This is a genomic window from Sphingobium sp. DEHP117 (genome assembly GCF_030867385.1).
Lineage (GTDB): Bacteria > Pseudomonadota > Alphaproteobacteria > Sphingomonadales > Sphingomonadaceae > Sphingobium.
Window position 1 is genome coordinate 1,043,854 of the sequence record NZ_JAPFBJ010000001.1, and the last position, 24,867, is coordinate 1,068,720.

General features: G+C 58.1%; 21 protein-coding genes. 17 read left to right on the top strand and 4 right to left on the bottom strand.

What is annotated here, in order from left to right; genetic code table 11:
• Positions 1–5 precede the first annotated feature (5 nt).
• Positions 6–542, bottom strand: coding sequence for an SCP2 sterol-binding domain-containing protein (locus OOT33_RS05195; protein WP_307748939.1), 537 nt, complete (start codon positions 540–542; stop codon positions 6–8).
• An 80-nt stretch (positions 543–622) separates the two neighbouring features.
• Between OOT33_RS05195 and OOT33_RS05200 the strand changes: the two genes are divergently transcribed.
• On the top strand, positions 623–1,861 hold the full coding sequence (locus OOT33_RS05200; protein ID WP_307748940.1) for a hypothetical protein: 1,239 nt from the start codon (positions 623–625) through the stop codon (positions 1,859–1,861).
• Between the two features lie 134 nt (positions 1,862–1,995).
• On the opposite strand, the gene OOT33_RS05205 is transcribed toward OOT33_RS05200, so the two are convergent.
• Positions 1,996–2,790 carry a helix-turn-helix domain-containing protein gene (locus OOT33_RS05205; RefSeq protein ID WP_307748941.1) on the bottom strand — a complete coding sequence of 265 codons (795 nt, stop codon included), beginning with the start codon at positions 2,788–2,790 and terminating at the stop codon, positions 1,996–1,998.
• Positions 2,791–2,946: 156 nt separating this feature from the next.
• On the opposite strand from OOT33_RS05205, the gene OOT33_RS05210 reads away from it, so the two are divergent.
• The 13 genes from OOT33_RS05210 to trmFO all read left to right on the top strand — a co-directional run bounded on the left by OOT33_RS05210 (position 2,947) and on the right by trmFO (position 19,931).
• Positions 2,947–5,646: a NarK family nitrate/nitrite MFS transporter gene (locus OOT33_RS05210; RefSeq protein WP_307748942.1), complete on the top strand. Its 2,700-nt coding sequence runs from the start codon at positions 2,947–2,949 to the stop codon at positions 5,644–5,646.
• Between the two features lie 3 nt (positions 5,647–5,649).
• The gene (locus OOT33_RS05215) at positions 5,650–9,387 is read left to right on the top strand and encodes a nitrate reductase subunit alpha (protein WP_307748943.1); all 3,738 of its coding nucleotides are present in this window, start codon (positions 5,650–5,652) and stop codon (positions 9,385–9,387) included.
• A complete protein-coding gene (gene narH / locus OOT33_RS05220) occupies positions 9,384–10,910 on the top strand; it encodes a nitrate reductase subunit beta (protein WP_307748944.1) in 1,527 nt (508 codons plus the stop codon). Before OOT33_RS05215 ends, narH begins: the two co-directional genes overlap by 4 nt.
• On the top strand, positions 10,910–11,608 hold the full coding sequence (gene narJ / locus OOT33_RS05225; protein ID WP_307748945.1) for a nitrate reductase molybdenum cofactor assembly chaperone: 699 nt from the start codon (positions 10,910–10,912) through the stop codon (positions 11,606–11,608). The genes narH and narJ overlap by 1 nt, the downstream gene beginning before the upstream one ends.
• Positions 11,601–12,296: a respiratory nitrate reductase subunit gamma gene (gene narI, locus OOT33_RS05230; RefSeq protein WP_307748946.1), complete on the top strand. Its 696-nt coding sequence runs from the start codon at positions 11,601–11,603 to the stop codon at positions 12,294–12,296. The genes narJ and narI overlap by 8 nt, the downstream gene beginning before the upstream one ends.
• Positions 12,293–13,099 carry a peptidylprolyl isomerase gene (locus OOT33_RS05235; protein WP_307748947.1) on the top strand — a complete coding sequence of 269 codons (807 nt, stop codon included), beginning with the start codon at positions 12,293–12,295 and terminating at the stop codon, positions 13,097–13,099. Before narI ends, OOT33_RS05235 begins: the two co-directional genes overlap by 4 nt.
• Positions 13,099–14,109 (top strand): GTP 3',8-cyclase MoaA, encoded by a 1,011-nt coding sequence (gene moaA / locus OOT33_RS05240; RefSeq protein ID WP_307749308.1) that lies wholly within the window; start codon positions 13,099–13,101, stop codon positions 14,107–14,109. The genes OOT33_RS05235 and moaA overlap by 1 nt, the downstream gene beginning before the upstream one ends.
• A gap of 1 nt (position 14,110) precedes the next feature.
• Entirely contained in the window at positions 14,111–14,647 is a 537-nt protein-coding gene (gene moaB / locus OOT33_RS05245) for a molybdenum cofactor biosynthesis protein B (RefSeq protein ID WP_307748948.1), read from the top strand.
• A 7-nt stretch (positions 14,648–14,654) separates the two neighbouring features.
• Complete coding sequence (locus OOT33_RS05250) at positions 14,655–15,842, top strand: molybdopterin-binding protein (protein ID WP_307749309.1); 1,188 nt, start codon at positions 14,655–14,657, stop codon at positions 15,840–15,842.
• 124 nt (positions 15,843–15,966) lie between these two features.
• Positions 15,967–17,148, top strand: a complete 1,182-nt coding sequence (locus tag OOT33_RS05255; RefSeq protein WP_307748949.1) for an NnrS family protein — start codon at positions 15,967–15,969, stop codon at positions 17,146–17,148.
• Positions 17,145–17,762: a carbonic anhydrase gene (locus OOT33_RS05260; protein ID WP_307748950.1), complete on the top strand. Its 618-nt coding sequence runs from the start codon at positions 17,145–17,147 to the stop codon at positions 17,760–17,762. The genes OOT33_RS05255 and OOT33_RS05260 overlap by 4 nt, the downstream gene beginning before the upstream one ends.
• Positions 17,763–18,087: 325 nt before the next feature.
• Entirely contained in the window at positions 18,088–18,288 is a 201-nt protein-coding gene (locus tag OOT33_RS05265; protein ID WP_307748951.1) for a hypothetical protein, read from the top strand.
• Positions 18,289–18,581: 293 nt separating this feature from the next.
• Positions 18,582–19,931, top strand: a complete 1,350-nt coding sequence (gene trmFO, locus OOT33_RS05270) for a methylenetetrahydrofolate--tRNA-(uracil(54)-C(5))-methyltransferase (FADH(2)-oxidizing) TrmFO (protein WP_307748952.1) — start codon at positions 18,582–18,584, stop codon at positions 19,929–19,931.
• Positions 19,932–20,009: 78 nt separating this feature from the next.
• Here the strand turns inward: trmFO and OOT33_RS05275 are convergent, their stop codons facing one another.
• Positions 20,010–20,474 carry a hypothetical protein gene (locus OOT33_RS05275; protein WP_307748953.1) on the bottom strand — a complete coding sequence of 155 codons (465 nt, stop codon included), beginning with the start codon at positions 20,472–20,474 and terminating at the stop codon, positions 20,010–20,012.
• Positions 20,475–20,491: 17 nt separating this feature from the next.
• Positions 20,492–21,142, bottom strand: a complete 651-nt coding sequence (locus OOT33_RS05280; protein WP_307748954.1) for a hypothetical protein — start codon at positions 21,140–21,142, stop codon at positions 20,492–20,494.
• A gap of 141 nt (positions 21,143–21,283) precedes the next feature.
• Here OOT33_RS05280 and OOT33_RS05285 point away from each other — a divergent pair, with 141 nt between their 5' ends.
• From OOT33_RS05285 to OOT33_RS05295, 3 genes are read left to right on the top strand one after another with little or no spacing between them, the layout of a single operon-like run.
• On the top strand, positions 21,284–23,548 hold the full coding sequence (locus OOT33_RS05285; protein ID WP_307748955.1) for a pilus assembly protein TadG-related protein: 2,265 nt from the start codon (positions 21,284–21,286) through the stop codon (positions 23,546–23,548).
• Between the two features lie 5 nt (positions 23,549–23,553).
• On the top strand, positions 23,554–24,159 hold the full coding sequence (locus OOT33_RS05290; RefSeq protein ID WP_307748956.1) for a TadE/TadG family type IV pilus assembly protein: 606 nt from the start codon (positions 23,554–23,556) through the stop codon (positions 24,157–24,159).
• A complete protein-coding gene (locus tag OOT33_RS05295; protein WP_307748957.1) occupies positions 24,159–24,866 on the top strand; it encodes a pilus assembly protein in 708 nt (235 codons plus the stop codon). The genes OOT33_RS05290 and OOT33_RS05295 overlap by 1 nt, the downstream gene beginning before the upstream one ends.
• Position 24,867 lies beyond the last annotated feature (1 nt).

Below are 24,867 nucleotides of genomic sequence, written 5' to 3' on the forward strand. Positions count from 1 at the left end.
GGACTTTAGTCACGGCGAATTCCTCTTACGCGTCCACTATATCGACGGCGCATCAACCTCCACGCGGCGCTGCTTGCCGGACCGAGCGATAAGGCAACCCGATCCGCGATCGATCCCTCTACATCGTCGATTGCATTGCGAAGACAGACCACCGCCTCCAGATTTCCGGTAATGTCCAGATCGCGTGAGAAGAACAAGGCGTCCCCATCTCTGCCTCCCTCGATCAGACCCAGCATATTGCGAAGCCGACCCGCTATCCGCGCGTTGGATGCTGGCTCGCTATGGCGCGACACAGCCCTGAGATCCGGCTTTTCAGGATCAGGGCGTAATAACAGTAGAAACGGTAAATCAAGAACGTCTATCAGAAAACGGCTGTGCTGGTGCGGCCCCAGACGTGTAAACAGCTCCGGCATTTCACGTGCAATACTGCTCACGATCCTGTTCAGCACGGGCTGAATCAGCAGGATGAGCGCGCGCGCAGGCGGAGCGGGACGCCGCGGGACGAAACGCCTGGGCACCAAGAAGGGAGCAAGGAAAGACATGGCCGCCTTCTATTCCTCCCAATCAAACAGGAAATGATATATGTCAATTCCTGGGCCGTAAATCGCTGTAACGGGGCGGCATGAGAAAGCTGACCTTTCAAACCTTGCCGCTGATCGCCCTCATGGCGATCCTTCCCACAATCAACACAGCAGCCTGGGCCGACACCCCGGTCGGAAAGGCGCAGACGAAGCCCGTAACGCCCTATGCCGATATCCGCTACCGCCTGGAGATAGTTGATCAGGATGGTCTGCCGCACAATGCGACGGCATCCACACTCCGCCTTCGGGCGGGAGTCCGCACGGCCGAATGGAACGGCCTGTCCGCCCAGATCGAAGGCGAGGCAATCACTGTGCTCGGCAAGACAAAATATAACGACACCGTCAATGGCAAGCTCTCCTATCCTGTCGTGGCAGATCCGGAAGATGTGCTGCTCAATCAGGCATTCGTGCGCTGGAAGCCAGTGCCGCAGATCGAAGCGGTAGCCGGGCGGCAGGCCGTGAATATCGACAACCAGCGTTGGGTCGGTTCCGTCGGGTGGCGTCAGAATGATCAGACTTTGGACGCGGCGCGCCTCACGGCGCGCCCCGCGAAGACGATTACTGTTGATTATCTCTATGCTTGGCGTGTCAACCGTGTGTTTGGTCCAGACTCGCCGCAAGGCATCTGGCACGACACAAATATACATGGCGCGCGTGCGGCAGTGGTGGTCAAGGAGGTTGGAACACTGTCCGGCTACGGCTATTGGTTGGATATCCCAGCTTCCCCGACATCCTCTACGGCGACGCTCGGCCTGCGTTTGTCCGGCGAGCACGCCCTGAATTCGAAGCTGAAGTTGCTCTATAGCGCTGAATATGCGCGCCAGCGAGACTATGGGGTCAACCCTCGCAACTTCGCGTTGGATTATGCGCTAGCGGAAGGCGGCATAGGCTTCGGCCCTGCTTCTGTGCGCCTTGGCTGGGAGCGACTGGAAGGTAACGGCATATCTGCCGTGCAGACGCCGCTGGCGACGTTGCATGCCTTCAACGGCTGGGCAGACAAGTTTCTCACGACGCCCGCCGATGGCCTGCGGGACGTCTATATCGATCTGGGCTATCGCCTGACCGCGAAAGGCCCGCTCAAGGGAACGAGTTTCCGAGTGGCTTGGCATGACTTCCGCGCCACCCAAGGCAATGTCCATTACGGCCAGGAATGGAATGCATCGGCGACCTTCCCGGTGCATAAATACGTGTCGCTGGTGACCAAGGTTGCCAGCTATGATGCCGATCGATTTGCCACGGACACTGTCAAGGCGTGGTTTGGTATCGAATTCAAAATCTGAACAAGCGCTTAGGCGGTCGATTGTTCTAAACTACGAAGTTCCCTGGTGGTGGTCCAGGGGGGGCGTCCGTTTTCCCCGTTTTGTATGGACGCCCCTTTCGCTATTGGCCCAAAGCGGGCTTGGATCTCATTCAGTTATAAGGGGTCGTAGAAAGGATCGGGATGGGAAAACGCTTCCAACCGTGCACGATCCGTGATGCTCACTTGAGAGCCACTTATTATGACGCCTTCCGCTGCCAGCGCACCGAAGCCGCGCGACAGATTTTCCGGAGTCATACCCAGCAGCGAAGCGAGCATCTTCTTCTCCCCCTTTAACTGAAAATTGTCAGCGCCGCCGCGACGACGGCTTTGCAGCAACAGGTGATTACCTATCCTCTCTGTCGATTGCCTGAGTTTCAGGTCCGTCAGCGCGCGCACAAATTCACGATACCCATTGGCCAACTCGCGTATCACAGCCATCATCAGTGCCTTGTCCTGCCGAATTAATCCGCGCACCAGTTCCGCTGGCACAAGAAGTATGCGAGAAGCACTGAGCGTACGTGCGGTCATCAGATAAGGCATATCAGTGACTACAGCGGCAAGTATGAAGCTGTGTAACGGTTCGACCAACGTCAAACTGGTTTCTCGCCCATGATTGGCGGCCTTCAGTTCCACCAAACCATCAACCAGAACATGCAAAAAATCAGCCTGCTGCCCCGCCTCAAAAAGAGTTAACTCAGGAGGAAACACCTGGAGGAAGGAAGCCGCGAACAGCCGGTCTCGTTCTTCCTCTCGCATCTCCGCAAACAGAGGCAATCGGGAAATTTCAGGACGTTCACCTGGACGCATTGCAACCGCCTCATCTAATATCGAACGGTGCGTTATATCGTATATTTGATATTTATCAATCGAATCCCAAGGTATATCAAGCTTCACTTTGTTCGATTTCAAGCGCCTAAGCATATACCCGGCTGCGACTCTCAAAGCTTGACCCAAGTCAACAAAGTAGCGCCCAAGGGGGCCTTAGGTCCCTCCCGCCAATCATCAGATTCGGGGCCAAACATGCCGACTACAGCTGGACTATCACAGGCAGGACGCCAGAGGGCATTGGGACTAAGCACCTTCGCCTTCACTGTCTGTTTTGCCGTATGGACGATCTTCGCGATCATAGGGATCAAAATAAAAAGTGAACTGGGATTAAACGATACACAGTTCGGGCTGCTGGTCGGCACTCCTATCCTGACCGGTTCGTTGGTGCGATTATTTCTTGGTGTGTGGACCGATCAATATGGCGGGCGCATTACCTTCCCGCTGACAATGCTCGCCTCAGCGGCTTCGACTTTTTTGCTTTCCTACGCACATACCTATCCGTTGATGCTGCTTGCCGCTCTGGGCTTGGGTCTAGCCGGCGGTGGCTTCGCCGTCGGTGTCGCCTATGTTTCGAAGTGGTATCCGCAGGAGAAACAAGGCTCGGCCCTTGGCTTTTTTGGCATGGGTAATGTCGGCGCGGCCGTGACAAAATTTGTCGCACCGTGGGTCATGGTCGCATTCGGATGGGAAGCCGTCGCCCAGATATGGGCTGGCTCACTGGCACTGATGGCTGTGTTGTTCTTTCTGTTTGCACAGGACGATCCTGAACTGGCGGCCCGCAAGCGCACGGGCATAAAAGCCCAGAGTCTGAAAGAACAGTTGGAGCCTTTGCATAACGAGCAGGTCTGGCGCTTCTCATTATACTATTTCTTCGTCTTCGGTGCCTTTGTTGCGCTGGCACTGTGGCTGCCGAAATATCTAATCGGCGTATATGGCGTGGATGTCAAAGTCGCCGGCATGCTCGCCGCCACCTTCTCGCTATCTGCCAGTATTTTCCGGGCTTATGGCGGTGTTTTGGCAGACAGATATGGTGCACGCCGGATCATGTATGCGACCTTTGGCGTCTCGATGCTTTGCCTGTTCATGCTGTCCTATCCGGCAACCGATTATGTAGTTCACGGTATCAAGGGTGACATCCATTTCGCGACATCAATGAGTCTGGTACCCTTTGTTATTACCATTTTTGTCCTTGGCTTTTTCATGTCGCTGGGCAAAGCTGCCGTCTACAAACATATACCTGTCTACTATCCCAGCCACGTCGGCTCCGTTGGCGGACTTGTGGGTTTGGTAGGCGGCCTCGGCGGCTTCATCTTGCCAATCGTTTTTGGCGCAGTGAGCGACCTCACCGGTATCTGGACCAGCTGCTTCATGGTGCTGTTTGCACTTGTAGCCATCGCTTTGGCATGGATGCACCTCGCCATCCGTCAGATGGAACAGAAGGCGGCAGGGATCGATACCCGCTCGCTGCCGGAATTTCCCGAAATGGCGTCCCTGCATGATGCAGAGCGTCATTCGCAGCATGCCGCGGGCACCAAACTGCTAACCGAGTGGAAGCCGGAAGACCCGGATTTCTGGGAGGCAGTAGGCAACCGCATCGCACGGCGCAATCTGCTCATCTCCATACCTGCTCTGCTGCTGGCCTTCTCCGTCTGGATGGTGTGGTCGGTGGTTGTCGCAAAGCTGCCGCTGATCGGATTCGACTACACGACGGATCAGCTGTTCTGGCTCGCTGCTTTGCCGGGCTTGTCGGGGGCAACATTCCGTATTTTCTATAGTTTCATGATCCCGATTTTCGGCGGGCGGCTATGGACAACGCTCAGCACGGCATCGCTCCTCATTCCCGCCTTCGGCATTGGCTACGCAGTGCAAAACCCGGAAACGCCCTATGTGATCTTCCTGGTTCTGGCGCTGTTGTGTGGCTTTGGTGGCGGCAATTTTGCCTCGTCCATGTCCAACATCGGCTTTTTCTTCCCGAAGGCCCAAAAAGGCAATGCGCTGGCGCTCAACGCTGGCCTCGGCAACCTCGGCGTATCGGTCATGCAATATGTCGTGCCGTTGGTCATTACGGCTGGCGTATTCGGCGCACTGGGCGGCGAAGCGCAAACAGCAAAAGATGGCGGCCAGCTCTGGTTGCAGAATGCCGGTTTCATCTGGGTGCCGTTCATTATCGCCTCCACCCTGCTGGCTTGGTTCGGCATGAACGATATCGCCGATGCCAAGGCGAGCTTCGCCGAGCAGTCGGTGATATTCCAGCGCAAACACAACTGGTTGATGTGCTGGCTGTATACCGGTACCTTCGGATCGTTCATCGGTTTCTCGGCTGGGCTGCCGCTGCTCGCCAAGAGCCAGTTCCCCGATGTCAATGTGCTCAAATATGTGTTCCTCGGACCTCTGGTCGGCGCGATCAGCCGGGCGGCTACAGGCTGGCTATCCGATCGCTGGGGCGGCGCGCGCGTCACCTTCTGGGTTTTTCTCGGCATGATGCTGGGTGTCGTTGGCGTGATCCACTTCCTCGACGCCAAGGATTTCACTGGCTTCCTGGGAATGTTCATCTTCATGTTCTTCGTCACGGGAGTTGGCAATGCGTCGACTTTCCAGATGATACCCAACATCATGCGCCTCGAAGTGCCGCGCCTGATGCCGGAGCTGAATGCGGCCCAGCGGACGCGGCAGGCCGAGAAAGAATCGGCGGCGATCGTCGGCTTTACCTCGGCGATCGCGGCCTATGGCGCCTTCTTCATCCCGAAATCCTTCGGCAGCGCCATCGCCATCACCGGAACGCCACATGCCGCGCTCTATGGCTTTCTCGCCTTCTACGCGAGCTGCGCGGCGCTGACATGGTGGGCTTACACGCGCCGGGGCGGCCTGCTGCATGACATCGAGCGGGGTCTGGTGACGGCTCCGACAACCACTCCCATCCGTTCCACAGGAGCCTGATCCATGAGCCATCTGCTTGACAGACTGACCTTCTTCAAACAGGCTCGCGAGCCTTTTTCCGACATGCACGGCGTTACTACCGCAGAGTCGAGAGGGTGGGAGGACGCCTATCGCAAGCGGTGGCAGCACGACAAGATCGTGCGCTCCACCCATGGCGTGAATTGCACAGGCTCCTGCTCATGGAAGATATACGTAAAGGGCGGGATTATCACGTGGGAGACCCAGCAGACGGACTATCCGCGCACGCGGCCAGATTTGCCTAATCACGAACCGCGCGGCTGCCCGCGCGGGGCGAGCTACAGTTGGTATATCTATTCGGCGCAGCGTCTCAAATATCCGCTCATCCGCAAACGGCTGGTCAAGCTGTGGCGAGAGGCGCGGAAAAACCTCCCGCCCGTCGCCGCCTGGACCTCAATCCAGGCGGACCAGGCCAAGCGCAAAAGCTATACCGCGATCCGTGGCCATGGCGGCTTCGTCCGCTCGACATGGGACGAAGTCAACGAAATCATCGCAGCTGCCAACGCCTATACAGCCAAGACCTATGGCCCGGATCGCGTGATTGGCTTCTCCCCCATCCCCGCCATGTCGATGGTGAGTTATGCCGCCGGATCGCGCTATCTGTCCTTGCTGGGCGGAACCTGCATGTCTTTCTACGACTGGTATTGCGACTTGCCGCCTTCGTCTCCGATGACCTGGGGCGAGCAGACCGACGTTCCGGAAAGCGCCGACTGGTATAATGCCGGTTTCCTGATGCTGTGGGGATCGAACGTGCCGCAGACGCGCACGCCTGACGCCCATTTCATGACCGAGGCGCGCTATCGCGGCGCCAAGGTCGCGGTTGTCTCCCCGGATTATGCAGAGGCGACGAAATTCGGCGACATCTGGCTCAACCCGCAGCAGGGCACTGACGCCGCGCTTGCCATGGCCATGGGCCATGTCATCCTGCGTGAATATCATCTCAATTGGCAGGCTCCCTATTTCGAGGACTATTGCCGCCGCTATTCCGACATGCCCATGCTGGTGAAGCTCGTGGGCAAGGATGGCGCATTTGTGCCTGACCGGATGCTGCGCGCCTCAGATTTCCAGGATGATTTGGGCGAGAAAACCAACCCTGAGTGGAAAACGGTGGCGATTGACGATAGCACTGGCGCTCCTGTCGTTCCCGCAGGTTCTGCCGGTTTCCGCTGGGGTGAACAGGGCAAATGGAACCTTGAAGAGAAAGACGGCGCAGGCGATCCTGTAACGCTGCGCATGACTGCCATACTTGATGACAGGCATGATGCCGTAGTCGATGTTTCTTTTCCGTATTTCGGCAATCGCGAGCATGACTATTTCAAAGGCTCAGATCACCCCGGTGTTCTTAATCGACGCGTTCCGGTTCGGGAGATAAAGCTCAAGGATGGAAATGCTTTTGTTGCCTCTGTGTTCGATCTGCTCTGCGCGAACTATGGTCTTGACCGTGGATTGGGCGGTAGGAATGTCGCGACGGACTATTCGGCTGATATTCCGTATACGCCAGGATGGGCGGAGAAGATCACGGGAGTGCCCGCCGACGACATAATTACTGTTGCCCGTGAATTTGCCAGTAATGCCGAACAAACCAACGGCAAGTCGATGGTGATCCTGGGGGCGGGCCTCAACCACTGGTATCACATGGACATGAACTATCGCGGCATCATCAACCTGTTGGTGATGTGCGGATGCGTGGGCCAGTCGGGCGGCGGCTGGGCGCATTATGTGGGGCAGGAAAAGCTGCGCCCGCAAACCGGATGGGCCCCGCTGGCCTTCGGACTGGATTGGAGCCGGCCTCCCCGGCAGATGAACTCCACCAGCTTCTTCTATGCCCACACCGATCAATGGCGTTACGAGACGCTGGACGTCAGTGAAATTCTGTCACCCACCGCACCTGAGGGCGATTGGGACGCCAGCCTGATTGACTATAACGTAAGGGCCGAGCGCATGGGCTGGCTACCCTCCGCGCCGCAGTTGCGCACCAATCCTCTCGAAATCGCGTCTGCGGCGCAAGCTGCTGGTCAGGATGTGAAGGATTATGTCGTCAGCGGACTCAAGGATGGTTCGCTCGAAATGTCCTGTGTGGACCCCGATGCCCCAGAAAACTGGCCGCGCAACATGTTCGTATGGCGCTCCAACCTGCTCGGCTCGTCGGGCAAGGGCCACGAATATTTCCTGAAACATCTTCTGGGAACCGCGCACGGTGTGCAGGGCAAGGATCTTGGCCAGACTGGCCAACAGAAGCCCAAGGAGGTCAAGTGGCATGAAGATGCGCCCAAGGGAAAGCTGGATCTGCTCGTTACGCTGGACTTCCGGATGTCCACAACCTGCGTCTATTCGGACATCGTCCTGCCGACTGCCAGCTGGTATGAGAAGGACGACCTGAACACATCGGACATGCACCCGTTCATCCACCCGCTGTCGGCGGCGGTCGATCCGGTATGGGAGTCGCGCAGCGACTGGGAAATCTACAAGGGAATCGCCCGGAAATTCTCCGAGGTCTCTACCGAAGTGCTGGGGGTCGAGCAGGATGCGGTGCTGGTGCCGATCCAGCACGATACGCCCGGAGAAATTGCGCAGCCTTTCGATGTGGCCGACTGGGGCAAAGGCGAAGTGGACGCTGTTCCAGGCAAAACGATGGCCGGTATCACCGTGGTCGAACGCGATTACCCCAACCTTTACAAGCGCTTCACAGCGCTGGGTCCGCTCATGGACAAGCTCGGCAACGGCGGTAAAGGCATCGCCTGGAATACGGAGCGTGAGGTCGATAACCTTCGCAAACTCAATGGCGTAGTCGCCGACGAAGGGCCGACGAAAGGCATGCCCCGCATCGAAACCGCGATCGACGCGGCCGAAGTGCTGTTGATGCTGGCACCGGAGACCAATGGCGAAGTAGCGGTGAAAGCGTGGGCCGCGCTTTCGCAGAACACCGGATTGGATCACACCCATCTTGCCCTACCGAAGGAAGAGGAAAAAATCCGCTTCCGCGATATTCAGGCCCAGCCGCGCAAGATTATCTCCTCACCCACATGGTCAGGGCTGGAGAGTGAGCATGTATGCTACAACGCGGGCTACACCAATGTGCATGAGTTGATACCGTGGCGGACGCTGACAGGGCGGCAGCAGCTATATCAGGATCATAAATGGATGCGGGCCTTTGGCGAGGCGTTGTGCGTTTATCGACCGCCCATCGACACCAAGGCGGTCAAGCCGATGCTGGATCATGCTGCGGGACAAAAGCATGTGGTGCTGAACTTCATCACCCCACATCAGAAATGGGGCATCCACTCCACCTACACCGACAACCTTCTGATGCTCACGCTATCTCGCGGCGGGCCGATCGTTTGGATGTCTGAAACCGATGCCGCCAGTGCGGGCATCGTCGACAATGACTGGGTCGAGGCGTTCAACGCCAATGGCGCCTTGGTTGCCCGCGCGGTCGTGTCGCAACGCATGAAGGAGGGAACACTCTTCATGTACCACGCTCAGGAAAAGCATGTGAACGTGCCGGGATCGCCGCTCACCGGCCAGCGCGGCGGCATTCATAATTCCGTGACCCGCGCCGTATTGAAGCCGACGCACATGATCGGCGGCTATGTTCAGCAATCCTATGGCTTCAATTATTATGGAACCGTCGGTTCCAACCGCGATGAGTTCGTGATCGTCCGCAAACTGAAAAAGGTCGACTGGCTCGAAGGAGCATTGGCCGAAGGGGAGACCGCAGCATGAAAGTCCGCGCCCAGATCGGGAAGGTTCTCAACCTCGATAAATGCATCGGTTGCCACACCTGCTCGGTGACTTGCAAGAATGTTTGGACCAGCCGCGAAGGGCTGGAATACGCCTGGTTCAACAATGTGGAAACAAAGCCCGGCGTAGGCTATCCCAAGGACTGGGAAAATCAGGACCGCTGGAACGGCGGCTGGGAAAGACTACGCAACGGCTCCATCCAGCCGCGCATGGGCGGCAAGTGGCGCCTGCTTGCCAAGGTTTTCGCCAACCCGGACCTGCCGGAAATCGATGATTATTACGAACCGTTCACCTTCGATTACGGCCATCTTCAGCAGGCGGGCGAGAGCAAGGCATTCCCCACAGCGCGTCCGCGCAGCCTGATATCCGGCGAACGGATGGAAAAAATTGAAAGCGGTCCGAATTGGGAAGAGATACTGGGCGGCGAATTTTCCAAGCGGTCTGCAGACTATAATTTCGAAGGGGTGGAAAAGGAGATTTACGGCCAGTTCGAAAACACCTTCATGATGTATCTGCCCCGGCTGTGCGAACATTGCCTCAACCCGACGTGCGTCGCGGCTTGCCCGGCGGGTTCAATCTACAAGCGGGAGGAGGACGGCATCGTCCTCATCGATCAGGAAAAATGCCGGGGCTGGCGCATGTGCGTTTCCGGCTGCCCCTACAAGAAAATCTATTACAACTGGAAAACCGGAAAATCGGAAAAATGCATCTTCTGCTACCCGCGTATCGAAGCAGGACAACCTACGGTATGCTCTGAAACATGCGTGGGGCGCATCCGCTACCTGGGTGTGATGTTGTATGATGCCGATCGGATCGAAGAGGCTGCAAGCACTGAAAGAGTTACTGACCTCTATCAGGCACAGCTCGACATCTTCCTCGACCCCAATGACCCGGCAGTCATCGCGCAGGCGCGAAAGGATGGCATTCCCGATGCGTGGATCGAAGCAGCGAAACATTCCCCAGTGTGGAAGATGGCGATGGAATGGAAGGTCGCTTTTCCATTGCACCCGGAATATCGCACGCTGCCGATGGTCTGGTATGTGCCACCCTTGTCGCCGATCAGCGCGGCGGCGAGCGCAGGCAGAATCGCGACAAACAATGGCATGCCAGATGTGCGTTCGCTGCGGATTCCAATGAAATATCTCGCCAACTTGCTGACTGCAGGAGACGAGGAACCGATCTCCGCCTGTCTTGAGCGGATGCTCGCCATGCGTGCCTATATGAGGGCCAAGACAGTCGGCGGAGTGATCGAGGAGGGGATCGCTGCATCGGTTGATCTTACAGGTAGCCAGATCGAGGAAATGTATCAGGTGATGGCTATCGCTAATTATGAGGACAGGTTCGTGGTGCCTGCCGGCCACCGTGAAGACGCCGAAGACATATATGACGAACGTGGCGGTTGCGGCTTCTCGTTCGGCAATGGCTGTTCGGGTGGTTCCACCGATACGAACCTGTTCGGTGCGCCCGCACGCAAGCGACTCCAGACCCCGACGGAGGTATTCTGATGCAATGGACCTTACGTATTCTCTCCACGCTTCTGCGTTACCCCGACGACACAGTGAAGCAACTCGCACCGGTGCTGCTCGACGCACTGGAGCGAGACGCCGTTTTTACTGCCCGTCAGCGGGAAACACTTAGGCCGCTGATTGACCAACTGATTGGTGATGATCTGCTGGATCTGCAGGAGCGCTACGTCGCGCTGTTTGACCGCGGACGCACGTTGTCCCTTCACATGTTTGAACATGTGCATGGCGAGAGCCGTGACCGCGGCCAAGCCATGGTGGATCTGCGCGCGCGCTACGAGGCGCAGAGGTTGGAAATTTCGGCAAAGGAGTTGCCCGACTATTTACCCCTGTTTCTTGAATATTTGTCGGTCTTGCCCGCAGAACAGGCATTGATGGAGCTGGCTCAACCCGGTGTCATCATCGGCGCCCTCGCCGAACGGCTGGAGCAGAAGGTCACTCCCTATGCCGCACCGATGCGTCTGCTCGCCGATCTGGCGGGAGCGGGCGGGGAGCCTCTCTCCCTCGCGCCCGCCGACGACCCGGACGACCTCGCCGCTCTCGACGCGCTGTGGGAGGAGGAGCAGGTTCGTTTCGCTGCACCAGCCGCCCCCGGCGCGGTGCCCGCCTGCCCGCAGGCATCCGCGATGGTGGCGCGGTTCCAGTCACCTGAACTGAACAGGAGTTCCGCTCATGGCTGATTACATCCATCATCTGCTATTCGGAATCTACCCCTATGTTGCGCTCGCCGTTCTGGTTGTAGGTTCAGTAATTCGGTATGATCGCGAACCCTACAGCTGGCGTGCCGGATCGAGCCAGCTGCTGCGCCGCAAGCAGCTCATGATCGGATCGGTGCTGTTTCATGTCGGTGTGCTCCTGATCTTTGCCGGGCATCTGGTGGGCCTGCTGACACCGATTGCACTGTTCGATGCGTTAGGCGTCTCTCACGGTGCCAAGCAGCTGCTCGCGATGAGTGCGGGTGGCGTGGCAGGTGTAATGGCGATCATCGGCGCAACCCTGCTGATCCACCGCCGTTTTTTCGATCCACGAGTGCGCGCCGCATCCAGCTTCAGCGACAATATGATTATCCTGCTGCTTTGGGTGCAGCTTGCTCTGGGGCTTACCACTATCCCCCTATCCGCCCAGCATCTGGACGGGCATGAGATGGTGAAATTCATGCAGTGGGCGCAGGGGATTTTCACGTTCCGCAGCGGCGCCTCCGACGCTATCCTCGATGTGGCGCTGGTGTTCAAGCTACACCTTGCCCTGGGTTTGACTATCCTGCTGTTGTTCCCGTTCACGCGGCTGGTGCACATGCTCTCCGCGCCAGTTCGCTACATTTGGCGACCGGGTTATCAGATTGTCCGGTCGCGGAAACTGGCAGCATGAGTGACCCTTTCGCTCCAGTCATAGTTGGTGGCCGGGAGATTCCGGCCGCCACAATCGCCGCCGAGGCGCAGCATCACCCCGCCCACAATGCGGACACCGCTTGGGCAGTTGCCGCCGAGGCACTTGTCGTCAAGCAATTGCTGCTCGACGAAGCGCAACGGCTGGGTATCTCTCCCGATCCGGCGACGGATCGTGATGGGCGCCTTCTGACCGAAGAGGACGCGCGCATAGAAGCGCTACTCGAACGGGAAGTGCATGTGCCTGAAGCGGATGAGGAAACCTGCCGTCGCTACTATGACACACACGGACAACGCTTTCTTTCGCGCTTGCAGGTTGAGGCAGAGCATATTCTTTTCAAGGTCCAACCCGACGACCCTATTGCGCTTGGTCTTGCCACAAGCGACGCGCGCGGGGCCATACGGGAAATCGTACACGATCCGGGTGTCTTCGCAAAGCTGGCACAGACCTATTCGGGTTGTCCCTCTGCAGCACATGGGGGGCAGTTGGGGTTAATCGCGGCAGGACAGGTCGAGCCAGCCTTTGAAGCCGCACTATTCGCTCTTGCTGAAGGGCAATTGTGTCCGCATCCGGTAAGGAGCCGCTACGGCGTGCATGTCATTCGCGCGGGCAGACGCATAGAAGCGCGTCTGGTGCCATTCGAAGCAGTGCGCCGTGATATCGCCCATTATCTCCGTGAGGCGAGCCTGCGCCGTGCCATTTCGCAATATATCCCCCTCCTTGCTGCACGCGTGGGTGTGAGCGGCGTGGAGATCACAATACCGGAAGGTATGCTGGTGCAGTGATGGCTGCCGATCCCGTCGCTCATACCCCAAAGTTTCTCCACGACCTCCATGGCCGCAAACTCGAATATCTGCGCCTGTCGATCACGGATCTCTGCAATTTTCGATGTAGCTATTGCTTGCCCAATGGCTATCGCAAACCAAGAGGTGCGCCTGCACCGCTATCGGTTGAGGAAACAGCCCGACTGGTGCGCGGCTTTGCCGCGGTAGGTGTGTGGAAAGTCCGGCTGACGGGTGGAGAGCCCACATTGCGCCCCAATTTCGAGCATATCGCTGCTACAGTCGCCACTGTGTCCGGTATCCGTCGGGTAGCAATGACGACAAACGGCTATCGTCTGGCCGAACGGGCGGAAGCATATCGTGCCGCGGGGATAACTGCGATCAATGTCAGCATAGATTCAATGGATTCCGCCAAATTTAACGCAATAACCGGCCATGATCGGCTAGCTGAAGTGCTTGAAGGGCTGGATGCCGCGCTGGCCGCAGGGTTCGACAGCATCAAGGTCAACACAGTTTTGATGCAGGACATAAACGATGGTGAATTGGACGCGATCGTCGATTTCGTGGCCGGGCGAGAGCTTTCGCTACGCTTCATCGAGGTGATGCTCACAAACGGCAATCGGGATATCTTTAATCGCCACCATATTCCCGGAGCCAGCATTGTCGCGCAACTGGAACGGCGCGGCTGGTCGCCCGTGGCGCGACAAGCAGGCGAAGGTCCGGCAATCGAATATGCACACCCGGCTGCGAAAGGTCGTATCGGCATCATCGCTCCCTACGGACGAAATTTTTGTGCTTCTTGCAACCGCGTGCGGGTCTCGGCATCAGGGCAACTGCATCTGTGTCTCTTCGGTGACGGCGGGGTCGACCTGCGGCCGCTGCTCCAGTCCGACGATCAGTATGATGCGCTCGTAAGGCGCATCCGTGCCCTGACTGATGGCAAGCCAGTCGCCCACCGACTGCATAGCAGCAACAGCGGCGCCACGCCCCATCTCGCATCCATCGGAGGCTGACATGCCCGGCATAGACAAGAACCTGACCTTCCATCCGCTCAATATTGCGATTTTGACGATCAGCGACACTCGAACTCTGGAAACTGATGCATCGGGCGCATTGCTCGCCAAACGCCTACAGGCAGCAGGCCACCAGCTTGAAGACAGGCAAATTGTGCGGGACGATATTCCAGCCATCCGACATCAGGTCAAGCTGTGGGCGGAGGATGAGCGCGTGGACGTTATCCTTTCGACCGGAGGCACTGGGTTTATGGAACGCGACCTGACACCTGAGGCGGTCCGTCCCATGCTCGACAGAGAGATGGATGGCTTTGCTGTGCTTTTCCATTTGGCGAGCCAACAGACGGTAGGGATCTCTACTCTGCAATCACGTGCGCTGGCAGGGCAGATCGGAAACAGTTTCATCTTTTGCCTACCGGGATCGCCTGGCGCATGCAGCGATGGATGGGACATGGTTCTTGCACTCGAACTCGACAGCCGCCACCGCCCCTGCTCACTAGCCGGCGTCATTCCTCGCCTGATGCATGTCTGCGTCTAAGCCTGTGATGATCGGTTTCGATGAAGCGATCGCACGGATTGCGGAGCATGCTCACCCGCTGGAACGGGAAATGACGCCGCTGGAATGTGCCCACAGGCGCATATTGGCCGATCCTGTCATCGCGAGAGTGAGCGCACCAAAGACAGATGTGTCGGCGATGGACGGTATCGCCGTGCGCGACACAGATCTTCGAGCGCTGCCCGCAACACTACATGTGGTGGGGGCAGCGTTCGCCGGGGAGCCTTGGATAGGCGGGATCAAATCCGGAGAGTGCGTACGTATCTTCACCGGTGCGGCCTTGCCAAAAGGTGCTGATCGCGTCGTCATGCAGGAGCATGTCAGCTTCAGTGACGGTCTGGCGATTGTAACGGAAGGCTATGGGCCGGGGTGGCACGTGCGCTCCGCAGGGGCCGATTTCAGATCAGGCGACATACTGGTTCCTGCGGGCACCCGACTTGGACCCCGACATGTGCTGTGCGCTGCGGCGGCGGACCAAGCCGCACTGCCTCTATGGCGCAGACCACGCGTAGCAATAGTAAGCACCGGCACAGAGCTTGTTCCTGCAGGCAGCGCATCCAGCATGACCGACCATCTGCCCGACAGCGTTTCGCATGGCATCGCCGCGCTCGTCGATATATGGGGCGGAGAAGTGATCGAACGCAGGCTAGCTGGAGATGATCTGACCGATTTGCGCTCCATGGCGGGGGTTATGCTGGAGGAAGCCGACATTATCATCGTGACTGGTGGAGCCTCGGTGGGGGAGCGCGACCATGCCAAGGATATGTTCATTCCCTACGGCCTCGATCTGATCTTCTCAAAGCTCGCAATAAAGCCCGGAAAGCCTATCTGGCTTGGCCAGTGCGGCAGCAGGTTCGTGGTCGGGCTTCCCGGCAATCCTACCTCCGCTATGGTGACTGCTCGCCTCATCCTTGCGCCTTTACTGGCGCTTATTACAGGGCGCTCATGGCAAGCGGCCCTGGGTTGGCGGCGCCTTCCTGTGATGGGCGATATACAGCAGGATCCAAAGCGAGAGCATTTTGTGCGTGCCCGGATTGAAGGCGGACTGGCATTCGTGTTGTCATTTCAGGACTCAGCTATGCAGAAGCCCCTCGCCGATGCAGACCTGTTGATACGCGCGTCAACATTGGAGAAAGGGAAGGATGGACGGCTTAGCGCCCTGTGTCTTGATTTTTAACGAGACGCGATCCGCGCGCGGTCCAGAAGCAAGCTATGGATGATTTCACGCTCACGAGCATTGTCGAATCAATGACCCCACTAATCGGCCCCGTCGACGACACTCACGGCCCGCAGTGAACTCAATGAACCTCTTCGCTGCTCCCCATCGCCTTCTGTTTCTCATTGGTGTGAGCCAATTGATGCTGAGCATATTGTGGTGGAGTTTGACACTGGCAGCTGTCTATCCGGCTGGGGCCATGGTGGACGCTATTCCTGTCATACTGCTGCATGCGCCGATGCTGCTTTATATAGGGTTGCCACCTTTGTTCTTCGGCTTTTTGCTGACTGTATTCCCCCGCTGGATGGGCTATCCCGACATGAAACCCGGTGCCTATGCCCCTGCTGGTGGCGGCTATGCTATCGCGGCGCTGATGAGTTGGACTGCCCTGCTGACGGGATATGGCGCTCTGCTCGTCAGCGCGTTTCTCGGTGCCTTGCTCGCTAGTTTGTGGGGTTTAGCCATGCTACTACAGGTAGCCCTTCGCGAACGACACGACGGCAAAGGGCCAACATGGCATGCATGGTCAATTTTGGCTGCGTTCTGCGTTGCAATAGCGGGGCAGGTCGTATTGCTCCACTTCCTGTTCAGCCATGACGCCGCTTCCTGGTTCTTCGCCAACCGCATTGGCCTCCATCTGTTTCTCATGCCGGTGTTTCTCACCGTTTGTCACCGCATGATTCCCTTTTTTGCTGCAAATGCTGTACAGAACTACCGGCCTTGGAGACCCTTCTGGGCGCTGGGCGGCCTCTGGATCGGGATGATTCTGCTCGCGTCTGGCGAACTGGCAGCAGTGCCCGTGTTGCACGGAGGAGGCGCCGCTCTGCTCGCGATGCTGACTGGCCTTATGCTCTGGAAATGGTGGCCAAGAGGGAAGGCACCCGGCTTGTTGTGGGTTCTGGTAGTCGGCTTTGCATGGGTTCCTGTTGGCTATGCGCTGGTGCTGCTTGACAACACAGCCATTGAACTCGGCCGCGCGCCGGACCACGCCCTTACCATCGGGTTTGCAGGTAGCCTGATCGTGGCAATGGTGACACGGGTAACCCAGGGGCACTCCGGTCGTCCCCTCCTGCTACCAGTCACAGGCATTATTGCATTTTCCGGAGTGCAGCTTGCGGCCCTGACCCGCATCGGTGCGGCCGTTTTTGAGGAACAACCAGAAATCTTGGTGGTATCGTCCGCAATCATGGCATTAGCGCTGATCCCTTGGACAGCGCGCAACGTACTTATCTATTTGCGCGCCCGGCTGGATGGGAGGGCAGGATGAGCGCCCCGCCCATGACACCGGATGATGTGTTGGCGCTCCTCAAGGAAGGTAACCGCAGGTTTCTGGCCGACGTGCCCTATGAACCGCATGCGGACCGATCCAAAAGACTACGGATGCTGGCTGCACAAAAACCGATTGCCGCCTATCTGAGCTGCTCAGATTCCAGGGTCGCTCCCGAACTTCTTTTCGGGCGCGGGCTGGGAGAGTTGTTCATCATCCGTAACGCTGTGAACAGTCTGTGCTCCACAGCCATCGGTAGTCTGGAATTCGCGGTCTCGGCGCTTCAGGTCCCTCTCATCGTGGTGATGGGGCATGAGAATTGCGGAGCGGTTCGGGCCGCCGTATCCGTCGTGCGAGAGCATTATTGTTTTTCTGCCAACATCAGCAAAGTGCTCCAACCCCTCTATCCAGCAATAATGGAAGTGGGACATGAGGACCAGCATGATCTGGTGAATGCGGCCTCAAAACAGAATGTGCTCCGGGTCGTGCGCGAGTTACAGGAAGAATCTTCTCCTGCCATTTTGAGACCTCAGAAGCATGGCCTACTGAAAATCGTAGGAGCCTTTTATCATCTTGTGTCCGGGGAAGTCGACTGGCTGAACGATTTGGGTTGAGTCAAGAGCGCACAAGGAAGATTAAGCAGATGCGCTGATGGTATTTATGAGGGCACACTACACCTCCATCTGAATATTTCTTTTTCTATTCAATATATTGCGGCTCATCCAGCATCCCGTAGGGGTCACCACCAATAAATGTCTCGCGAGCTCCATTGAGAGATGGAGCATCGGGCTTCCAGCTCATTATTCCTGTCAGCTATTGACCGAACCCGTCACGGGATCAACCGTTCAGCACGTGCGGTCACTTTCGCATGTTGCCACTGGCAATATTTCTGCGCGCGGTCTAAACGATCAAACAAATTCGTAACAATAGATCGACCTCATGCAAGAAATTACCAAATTTAACCAGGCTGAAATGCTGTCTAGAATGGGAATTCCATTACACGAAGCGTTGTCTCATGTCGATCTGAACTTGAATCGCTACAATTATTTATATAAGAAAAAATATGGTGGTAAATCAATATCTTTGTCTGGTATTTTTAAGTTGTTCCATCTTCCCAAAAATCGTTCGCGGCATAAATGAAGAAACGCAGCGCGCTCTAGGGGCTGTGGGGATTCAGTTCAGATGGAGCCGGGGCCGCAGGCGACCGCAGGGCAAAAGGGGGATTTTCGAGCATCGGAGCGCAGCGTACTTAAAGGTACGTGAGCACCGAAGCACAGAAAATCGCGCTTTGCAGGCCTATATGGACTGAGTCCCCACAGCTCCTAGCGCGTGCTGAAGGCCACACAATCCTGTCGAGCTCAAATTTTTCGATAGCGCGATCGATCGCCCCGACCGCCCTATCCAAGCCTGGTAAAGCGCGTTATGGCGCGCCGATGACGCATCAGGTACATATCATCGGCGGCGGCATGGCGGGGTCCGAGGCGGCATGGCAGCTTGCCCAGGCAGGGATTAAGGTGCGCCTCTCGGAAATGCGCGGCGCAGGCCACATGACGCCCGCGCATCAGACCGATGGCCTAGCAGAACTGGTCTGCTCCAACAGTTTCCGTTCCGACGATGCACAGAACAACGCCGTCGGCCTGTTGCATCAGGAAATGCGCGATCTCGGCTCGATCATCATGGCGCAGGCTGAGAAGGCGCGTGTGCCCGCAGGGTCGGCGCTGGCGGTGGACCGGGACATATTTTCCGCCCACGTCACCCGCGCGCTGTCCGATCATCCGAACGTGGAAATTGTGCGTGAGCGCATCGACGCCCTTCCCTCCTCTGGCCTCACTATCATCGCTACCGGCCCGCTCACCGCCGAGCCGCTGAGCCATAGCATCGGCGCGGCGACGGGGATGGACAGTCTTGCGTTTTTCGATGCCATCGCACCCATCGTCTATCGCGACAGCATCGACATGGGCATCTGCTGGATGCAGTCGCGCTGGGACAAGGGCGAGACCAAGGATTACATCAACTGTCCGATGGACAAGGCGCAATATGACGCCTTCGTCCAGGGCTTGCTCGATGGGCCCAAGACCGAATTCAAGGAATGGGAGACGAACACGCCCTATTTCGAGGGCTGCATGCCGATCGAGGTGATGGCGTCGCGCGGGGTCGAAACGCTGCGCCATGGTCCGATGAAGCCGATGGGCCTCGATGATCCGCGCACCGGGCGCTGGCCCTATGCGGTGGTTCAGTTGCGGCAGGACAATGCGCTCGGCACGCTGTGGAACATGGTCGGCTTCCAGACCAAGCTCAAACATGCCGCGCAGGTCGAGCTTTTTCGCACGATTCCTGGGCTGGAGCAGGCGGAGTTCGCGCGTTTGGGCGGGCTGCATCGCAATACCTTCATCCAGTCGCCCAGGTTGCTGGATGCGACTTTGCGCTTGAAGTCCGCGCCGCACATCCGTTTCGCCGGGCAGATGACCGGTTGCGAAGGCTATGTCGAAAGCGCCGCCATCGGTCTGATTGCCGCGCGCTTTGCGGTGGCGGAATTGGGCGGACGAACACTCCCCCCGCCGCCGGTGACGAGCGCGCTTGGCGCTTTGCTCAGTCATGTGACCGGGGGAGCGGAGGCCGATACGTTCCAACCCATGAACGTCAACTTCGGCCTGATGCCTCCGCCAGACGGGCGCGTGAAAAAGAAGGAACGCAAGGCCGCCTACACCACGCGCGCCCGGGCGGATTTCGGCGCATGGGCGCGGGAGTTTGGTCTGTTGGAAGGCGCGGCCTTACCCGTCTGACCTGTTGGAAACGCCCCTGTCGGAAACCGGGCTGTAGGATCGCCAAAAAACACGTTTCCACGTGGAAAAAGCCCTCTACTAACACCGGCATTTGGGTTTGGGTTCCGGCTTCGGCGCCGTGGTGGCGAACTCCGTCCGGGTCAATTTCCCGTCGCCATTGCCGTCCGCCCCGGCAAAGCGATCCGCCGTCTTCACCGCCCACTCTTCAAAGCTCAAAAGGTTGTTGCCGTCCGTATCCAGCTTGCGGAAATCCCTGGTCCGGCTCCCCAGCATTTCGGTGCGGGTAATGATCGCGTCCCGGTTCCTGTCATAGCGGTTAAAGCGCTGCGCCTCGCGGTCTTCCGCCCGCGCTTCGGGCGGCATCGGCGGCGCTGCGCCAAAGGCGTTCTCGTCTCCCTCGGGCAGCCCTTCGTCCACGGGTGATGAGGCGGAGGCAGGCACAAGCGCCCTCTCCCGCTGCCGCTCGGCATGTCCCTGCCACCAGAACAATCCCGCCGCCGCCATCAGCAGACCCGCCACCCCGCCCGCCACAAATCGGTTCATGGACTTCCCCCACCCACCTATCGCCCAAATAACTGGATGCGCATCATCCGTGCATAGAGGCCGGGCGTCAACAGCGGCGGCGCGCCCCTGCCCCGCCGCACATCAGCGATGGCAGGCCCGGCCAGCATTTTCAACATGCGGGGCAACGCGGCGGTAATGGCTGCCTGCGCAACCTCCCGCCCGAGCTTAACGGCCTCTTCAGCCAGCGTAGCGTCGCTCAGATGCCCGGCCAGATCCCATAGCGCCCACACGCGCCCGGCCGCTGCGCGCTCCTCCGTGCGTTCAGGCGCCAATGCCGCAAACAACCCCTCCCCACGCCCCTGCGCATAACCCATTAGCATGTCGTGGGGGCCACCCTCGCCCCCGAGGATAAGCTCCTCCCACCCGTCGACCATCGCGACAAGGCCGGGCCGCGCCCGCTCAAACCCGTCGATCGCGCGGAGTGCCACCATATCCGGCGCGTCATGCTGAGACGTTAGCCTGTCAGCCAGCAGCCCGTCCCGCCACCAGGCAAGGCGGATCTGCGCCATGATCGGCTCCCTCGCCGCGCGAGCGATATGGGCACATGCGTTGTCGAGCATGAAAATGCGCTCAACCCGCGCGCGCGCACGGCCAGCGCCAGCCGCGACAAGCGCCTGAAACGGGAGCATTTCCGCCGCGTCAGCCATAGTTCAAGATTTTCTTAACTCCACCACATCACCAATTCTTAAGACCTCCGCCCTATCCCTTCACGATAGCTCGCAATGCGTCCGCGCGGCGGATGACCGCCGCTGCGTGCCATTCGGGATGTGGGACCAAGGCAAGGCAATATGGGCAATCGCATGGCACGGAAACCAAACGGGCAAAAGGGCTTTCTCGCCCGCCTGCTGCGCAATCAGTCCGGCAACGTCCTGGCGATGACGGCGGCGTTCCTCATCCCGCTTCTGGGACTTGTCGGCGGCGGCGTTGATATGAGCCGCATTTATCTTGCCAAGACACGCCTGCAACAGGCGTGCGACGCAGGTGCTCTGGCGGGGCGGAAAGCGATGGCAGACGGAAGCTGGACGCCCGGTACTGCGACGAGCACCACAGAGGGTCGCGCCCTCAATATGTTTTCCGCGAATTTCAAGGATGGGTCTTTCGGAAGCGGCACTGTTACGAAAAACTTTTCAGAATCTGGTGGTGTCGTAAGCGGAACGGCGTCCGTCACCATGCCGATGATGGTCATCAAGGTCCTTGGCATCACGTCGAAGTCGATCAGCGTTTCCTGCACAGCCAAGATGGAAATCCCCAACACCGACGTGATGTTCGTCATCGACAACACTGGCTCGATGAACTGTCAGGTCGCGCACAGCGGCTATAGTTGCCCCGGCGGCGATAATTATGGTGTCGAAGACAGCGTCGCGAAGATGAAAGGCCTTCGCTCCGCCATCAAGTGTTTCTACGAGGCGCTGGCGAAGATCGATACAACCGAAAACTGCGGCTCGACACCCTCGGGGACGGTAACAGCCCAGATACGCTTCGGATTCATGCCCTATTCCGTCAATGTGAACGTCGGCAAGTTGCTGCCGAACAGCTTCCTCGCCGACAGCTGGACCTACCAGTCGAGGGAGCCGATATACACGACAGTGTACGCATGGACGGCTGGAGCCGAAAGCGCGATCAGCTGGGGCAGTTGGCCCTCAAACCCGTCAAGCCTGACCAATGCGTCGACCTATTCCGGTTGGGGCGATATCAGCACATCGGGTAGCACCACCGTCACAGTCAATGGTGTGACATACACAAAGCGTCCGACTGGGTACAACAGCACGACCTGCCTCCAGCTCAACACGATGACGCCAGACACTCTGCTTACCTACAGCTACACCACCAATCTCCAAACCGCAGGGGCAACAGGCAGCAGCACCCCCACCTATCCCGCTGACACAGTTCAGACATTAAATTATTCGCAGGACGATGACCGGCAGGCAATCGGGTACCGGTACCGGTGGAGCACCAGCGGAAGCGGGTCTTGCCGTCTGCAGAGCTCCAACAACTATCCCTATACGATCACGCGCACCGGTAGCTCGACCAAACCGCTGACCTGGACCAGCTACAATAACCTGAGCGGCTGGACCTACAAGGAGATGTCTCACAATATCTCAGGTTTGAAGGCTGGCGGATCGAGCTGGAACGCCAGCGTTGCCCTGCCCCTGACCAGTGCGAACGGAGCGAGCGTCACCCTGTCCGGCTCGACAACGCCGACCTACCTCCAAGTAGTGGCCAACACCAATGTTGCCTGGACCGGCTGCATCGAGGAACGCCAGACTTTCCAGAACACCAATAGCAGCACGATTACTACTACCGACTGGAACCCGATACCCGCAACAGCGTACGACACGGATTTTGTCACTGTGCCGACTTCCAGCAATAGCGCGACTTTGTGGGGTCCGATTTTGCGCACAGCGACGTGGCTGCGTTATGACAATTCCGGCAACAAAACGCTGGCCCAAACGACCAACGCTTCCCAGACCTCTCAACTTTCTTCCGTGGACTGTCCTACAGAGGCTAAGAAGCTTCAGGTCTGGTCCACAGCCAGCTCGTTGGAAACATATCTTGCTAGCCTTGTTGCCGATGGAAGCACCTACCACGATATCGGCATGGTGTGGGGCGCCCGCTTCATTTCGCCGAGCGGGATATTCGCCAGCGAAAATGCCGCCACTCCCTCCGGCCAGCCTATTCAGCGCCATATTGTCTTCATGACCGATGGCGACACCAACACGAGTACGACCAATCACTCAGCCTATGGCGTGACGTGGTGGAATCGCAGGCAGACCAGCTACGCGCCGAGCAGCTCCAACACCAACAGCATCGTGGACACCCGGCTTTCGGCGCTATGCAGTGCCATCAAGAACCAGAACATAACGTTGTGGGTCGTCTCATATGGTGGCAGCGTGAATGCGACCACCGAAACGCGGCTTCAGAACTGCGCGTCGACACCCAACGCACCAAGCGCTGCGAACACCCATTTCTTTAGCGCGACCGATACAGCGACCTTGATCGCCAAGTTCAAGCAAATCGCGTCTGAGATCGCTGATCTGAGGCTGATAAGCTGATGGTAATGCGCAAGATCATCTTCGATCGCCAAGGCACGGCGGTGACAGAATTCGGGTTGATCGCGCCCATGTTCGCCTTTCTATTGATGGGAACCTTGGACATCGCACACACGCTCTACATGAAGGCCGTGCTCCAAGGGACTATTCAAAAGGCAGCTCGCGACAGCACACTGGAATCGGGCACAGCGTCGGCAACACAGACGACAATAGATGGACGCATTCGCTCGGCGGTAAAAAAACTCAATAGCTCGCTTGCGGATTCGGACATCGCAGTTGACCGGCGGTATTATAAGACCTTTTCGACCGCCGCTACTGCGCAGGCTGAGCCCCTGACGAGTGACGCCAATGCTAACGGCCAATGCGACGGCGGTGATCAGTATACCGATACAAACGGCGACGGAGATTGGGACAGCGACGGCAGCAGCTCGGGACAGGGCGGAGCGAGGGATATCACTGTCTACACGGTTACGGTCACCTATCCCCACATGTTTCCGCTGTGGAAGATGTTGGGCGCGTCTAACATTAACACCGTCACAGCCAAAACCGTAATGGCCAATCAGCCGTATGGGGCGCAGTCGCAGTTCTCAACCCCTATGACGAGGACTTGCTAATGCGCGCCCTAGACGCCCTGCGCCGGCTTTCGCGTCAAATGCGCCGCATAGGGCGAGACCGCAGCGCCATCGCCGTGGTCGAGTTCGCCGCGACACTTCCATTCCTGATGGTAACATTCATCAGCGCCACAGAGCTGACCAATTTCACCATTGTGCGCATGCGTGTGGGTCAGGTCGCGCTCCAAGTGGCTGACAATGCTTCTCGCATGGGTAGGGTCAGCCTGACCGGCAATCCCCAAGTGACGGAAACAGACATCAATGATTTGCTCACCGGTGCAGACATCCAAGCGAGAAATCTCAATTTGTATTCGCGCGGGCGGGTGATCGTCTCTAGCTTGGAGCCGACGGCTAACCCCAACACCGCAGGCACGTTCAAAATAAGGTGGCAGCGTTGTCGCGGCCTGAAATCTTCCGTTTCATCGTGGGGTGTTCAAGGCGCTGTAAATCTTAATGGAATGGGCCCCACGGGTCAGGTGGTCACCACACCGGATGACACCGGGGTGATGTTCGCTGAGATCTTTTACGATTATCAGCCGCTATTCGCCTCTGGCTTGGTGCCGCACACGACCATTCATGAGTTTGCCTCGATGATCGTGCGCGACAGCCGCGACTATAATGGACCAACCAGCGGTACAGGAGCGAACGGGGGCGTCTACAACGCTGAATCCGCCACCGTCCACGCCTGCGATCAGTTCACCACGACCTGAT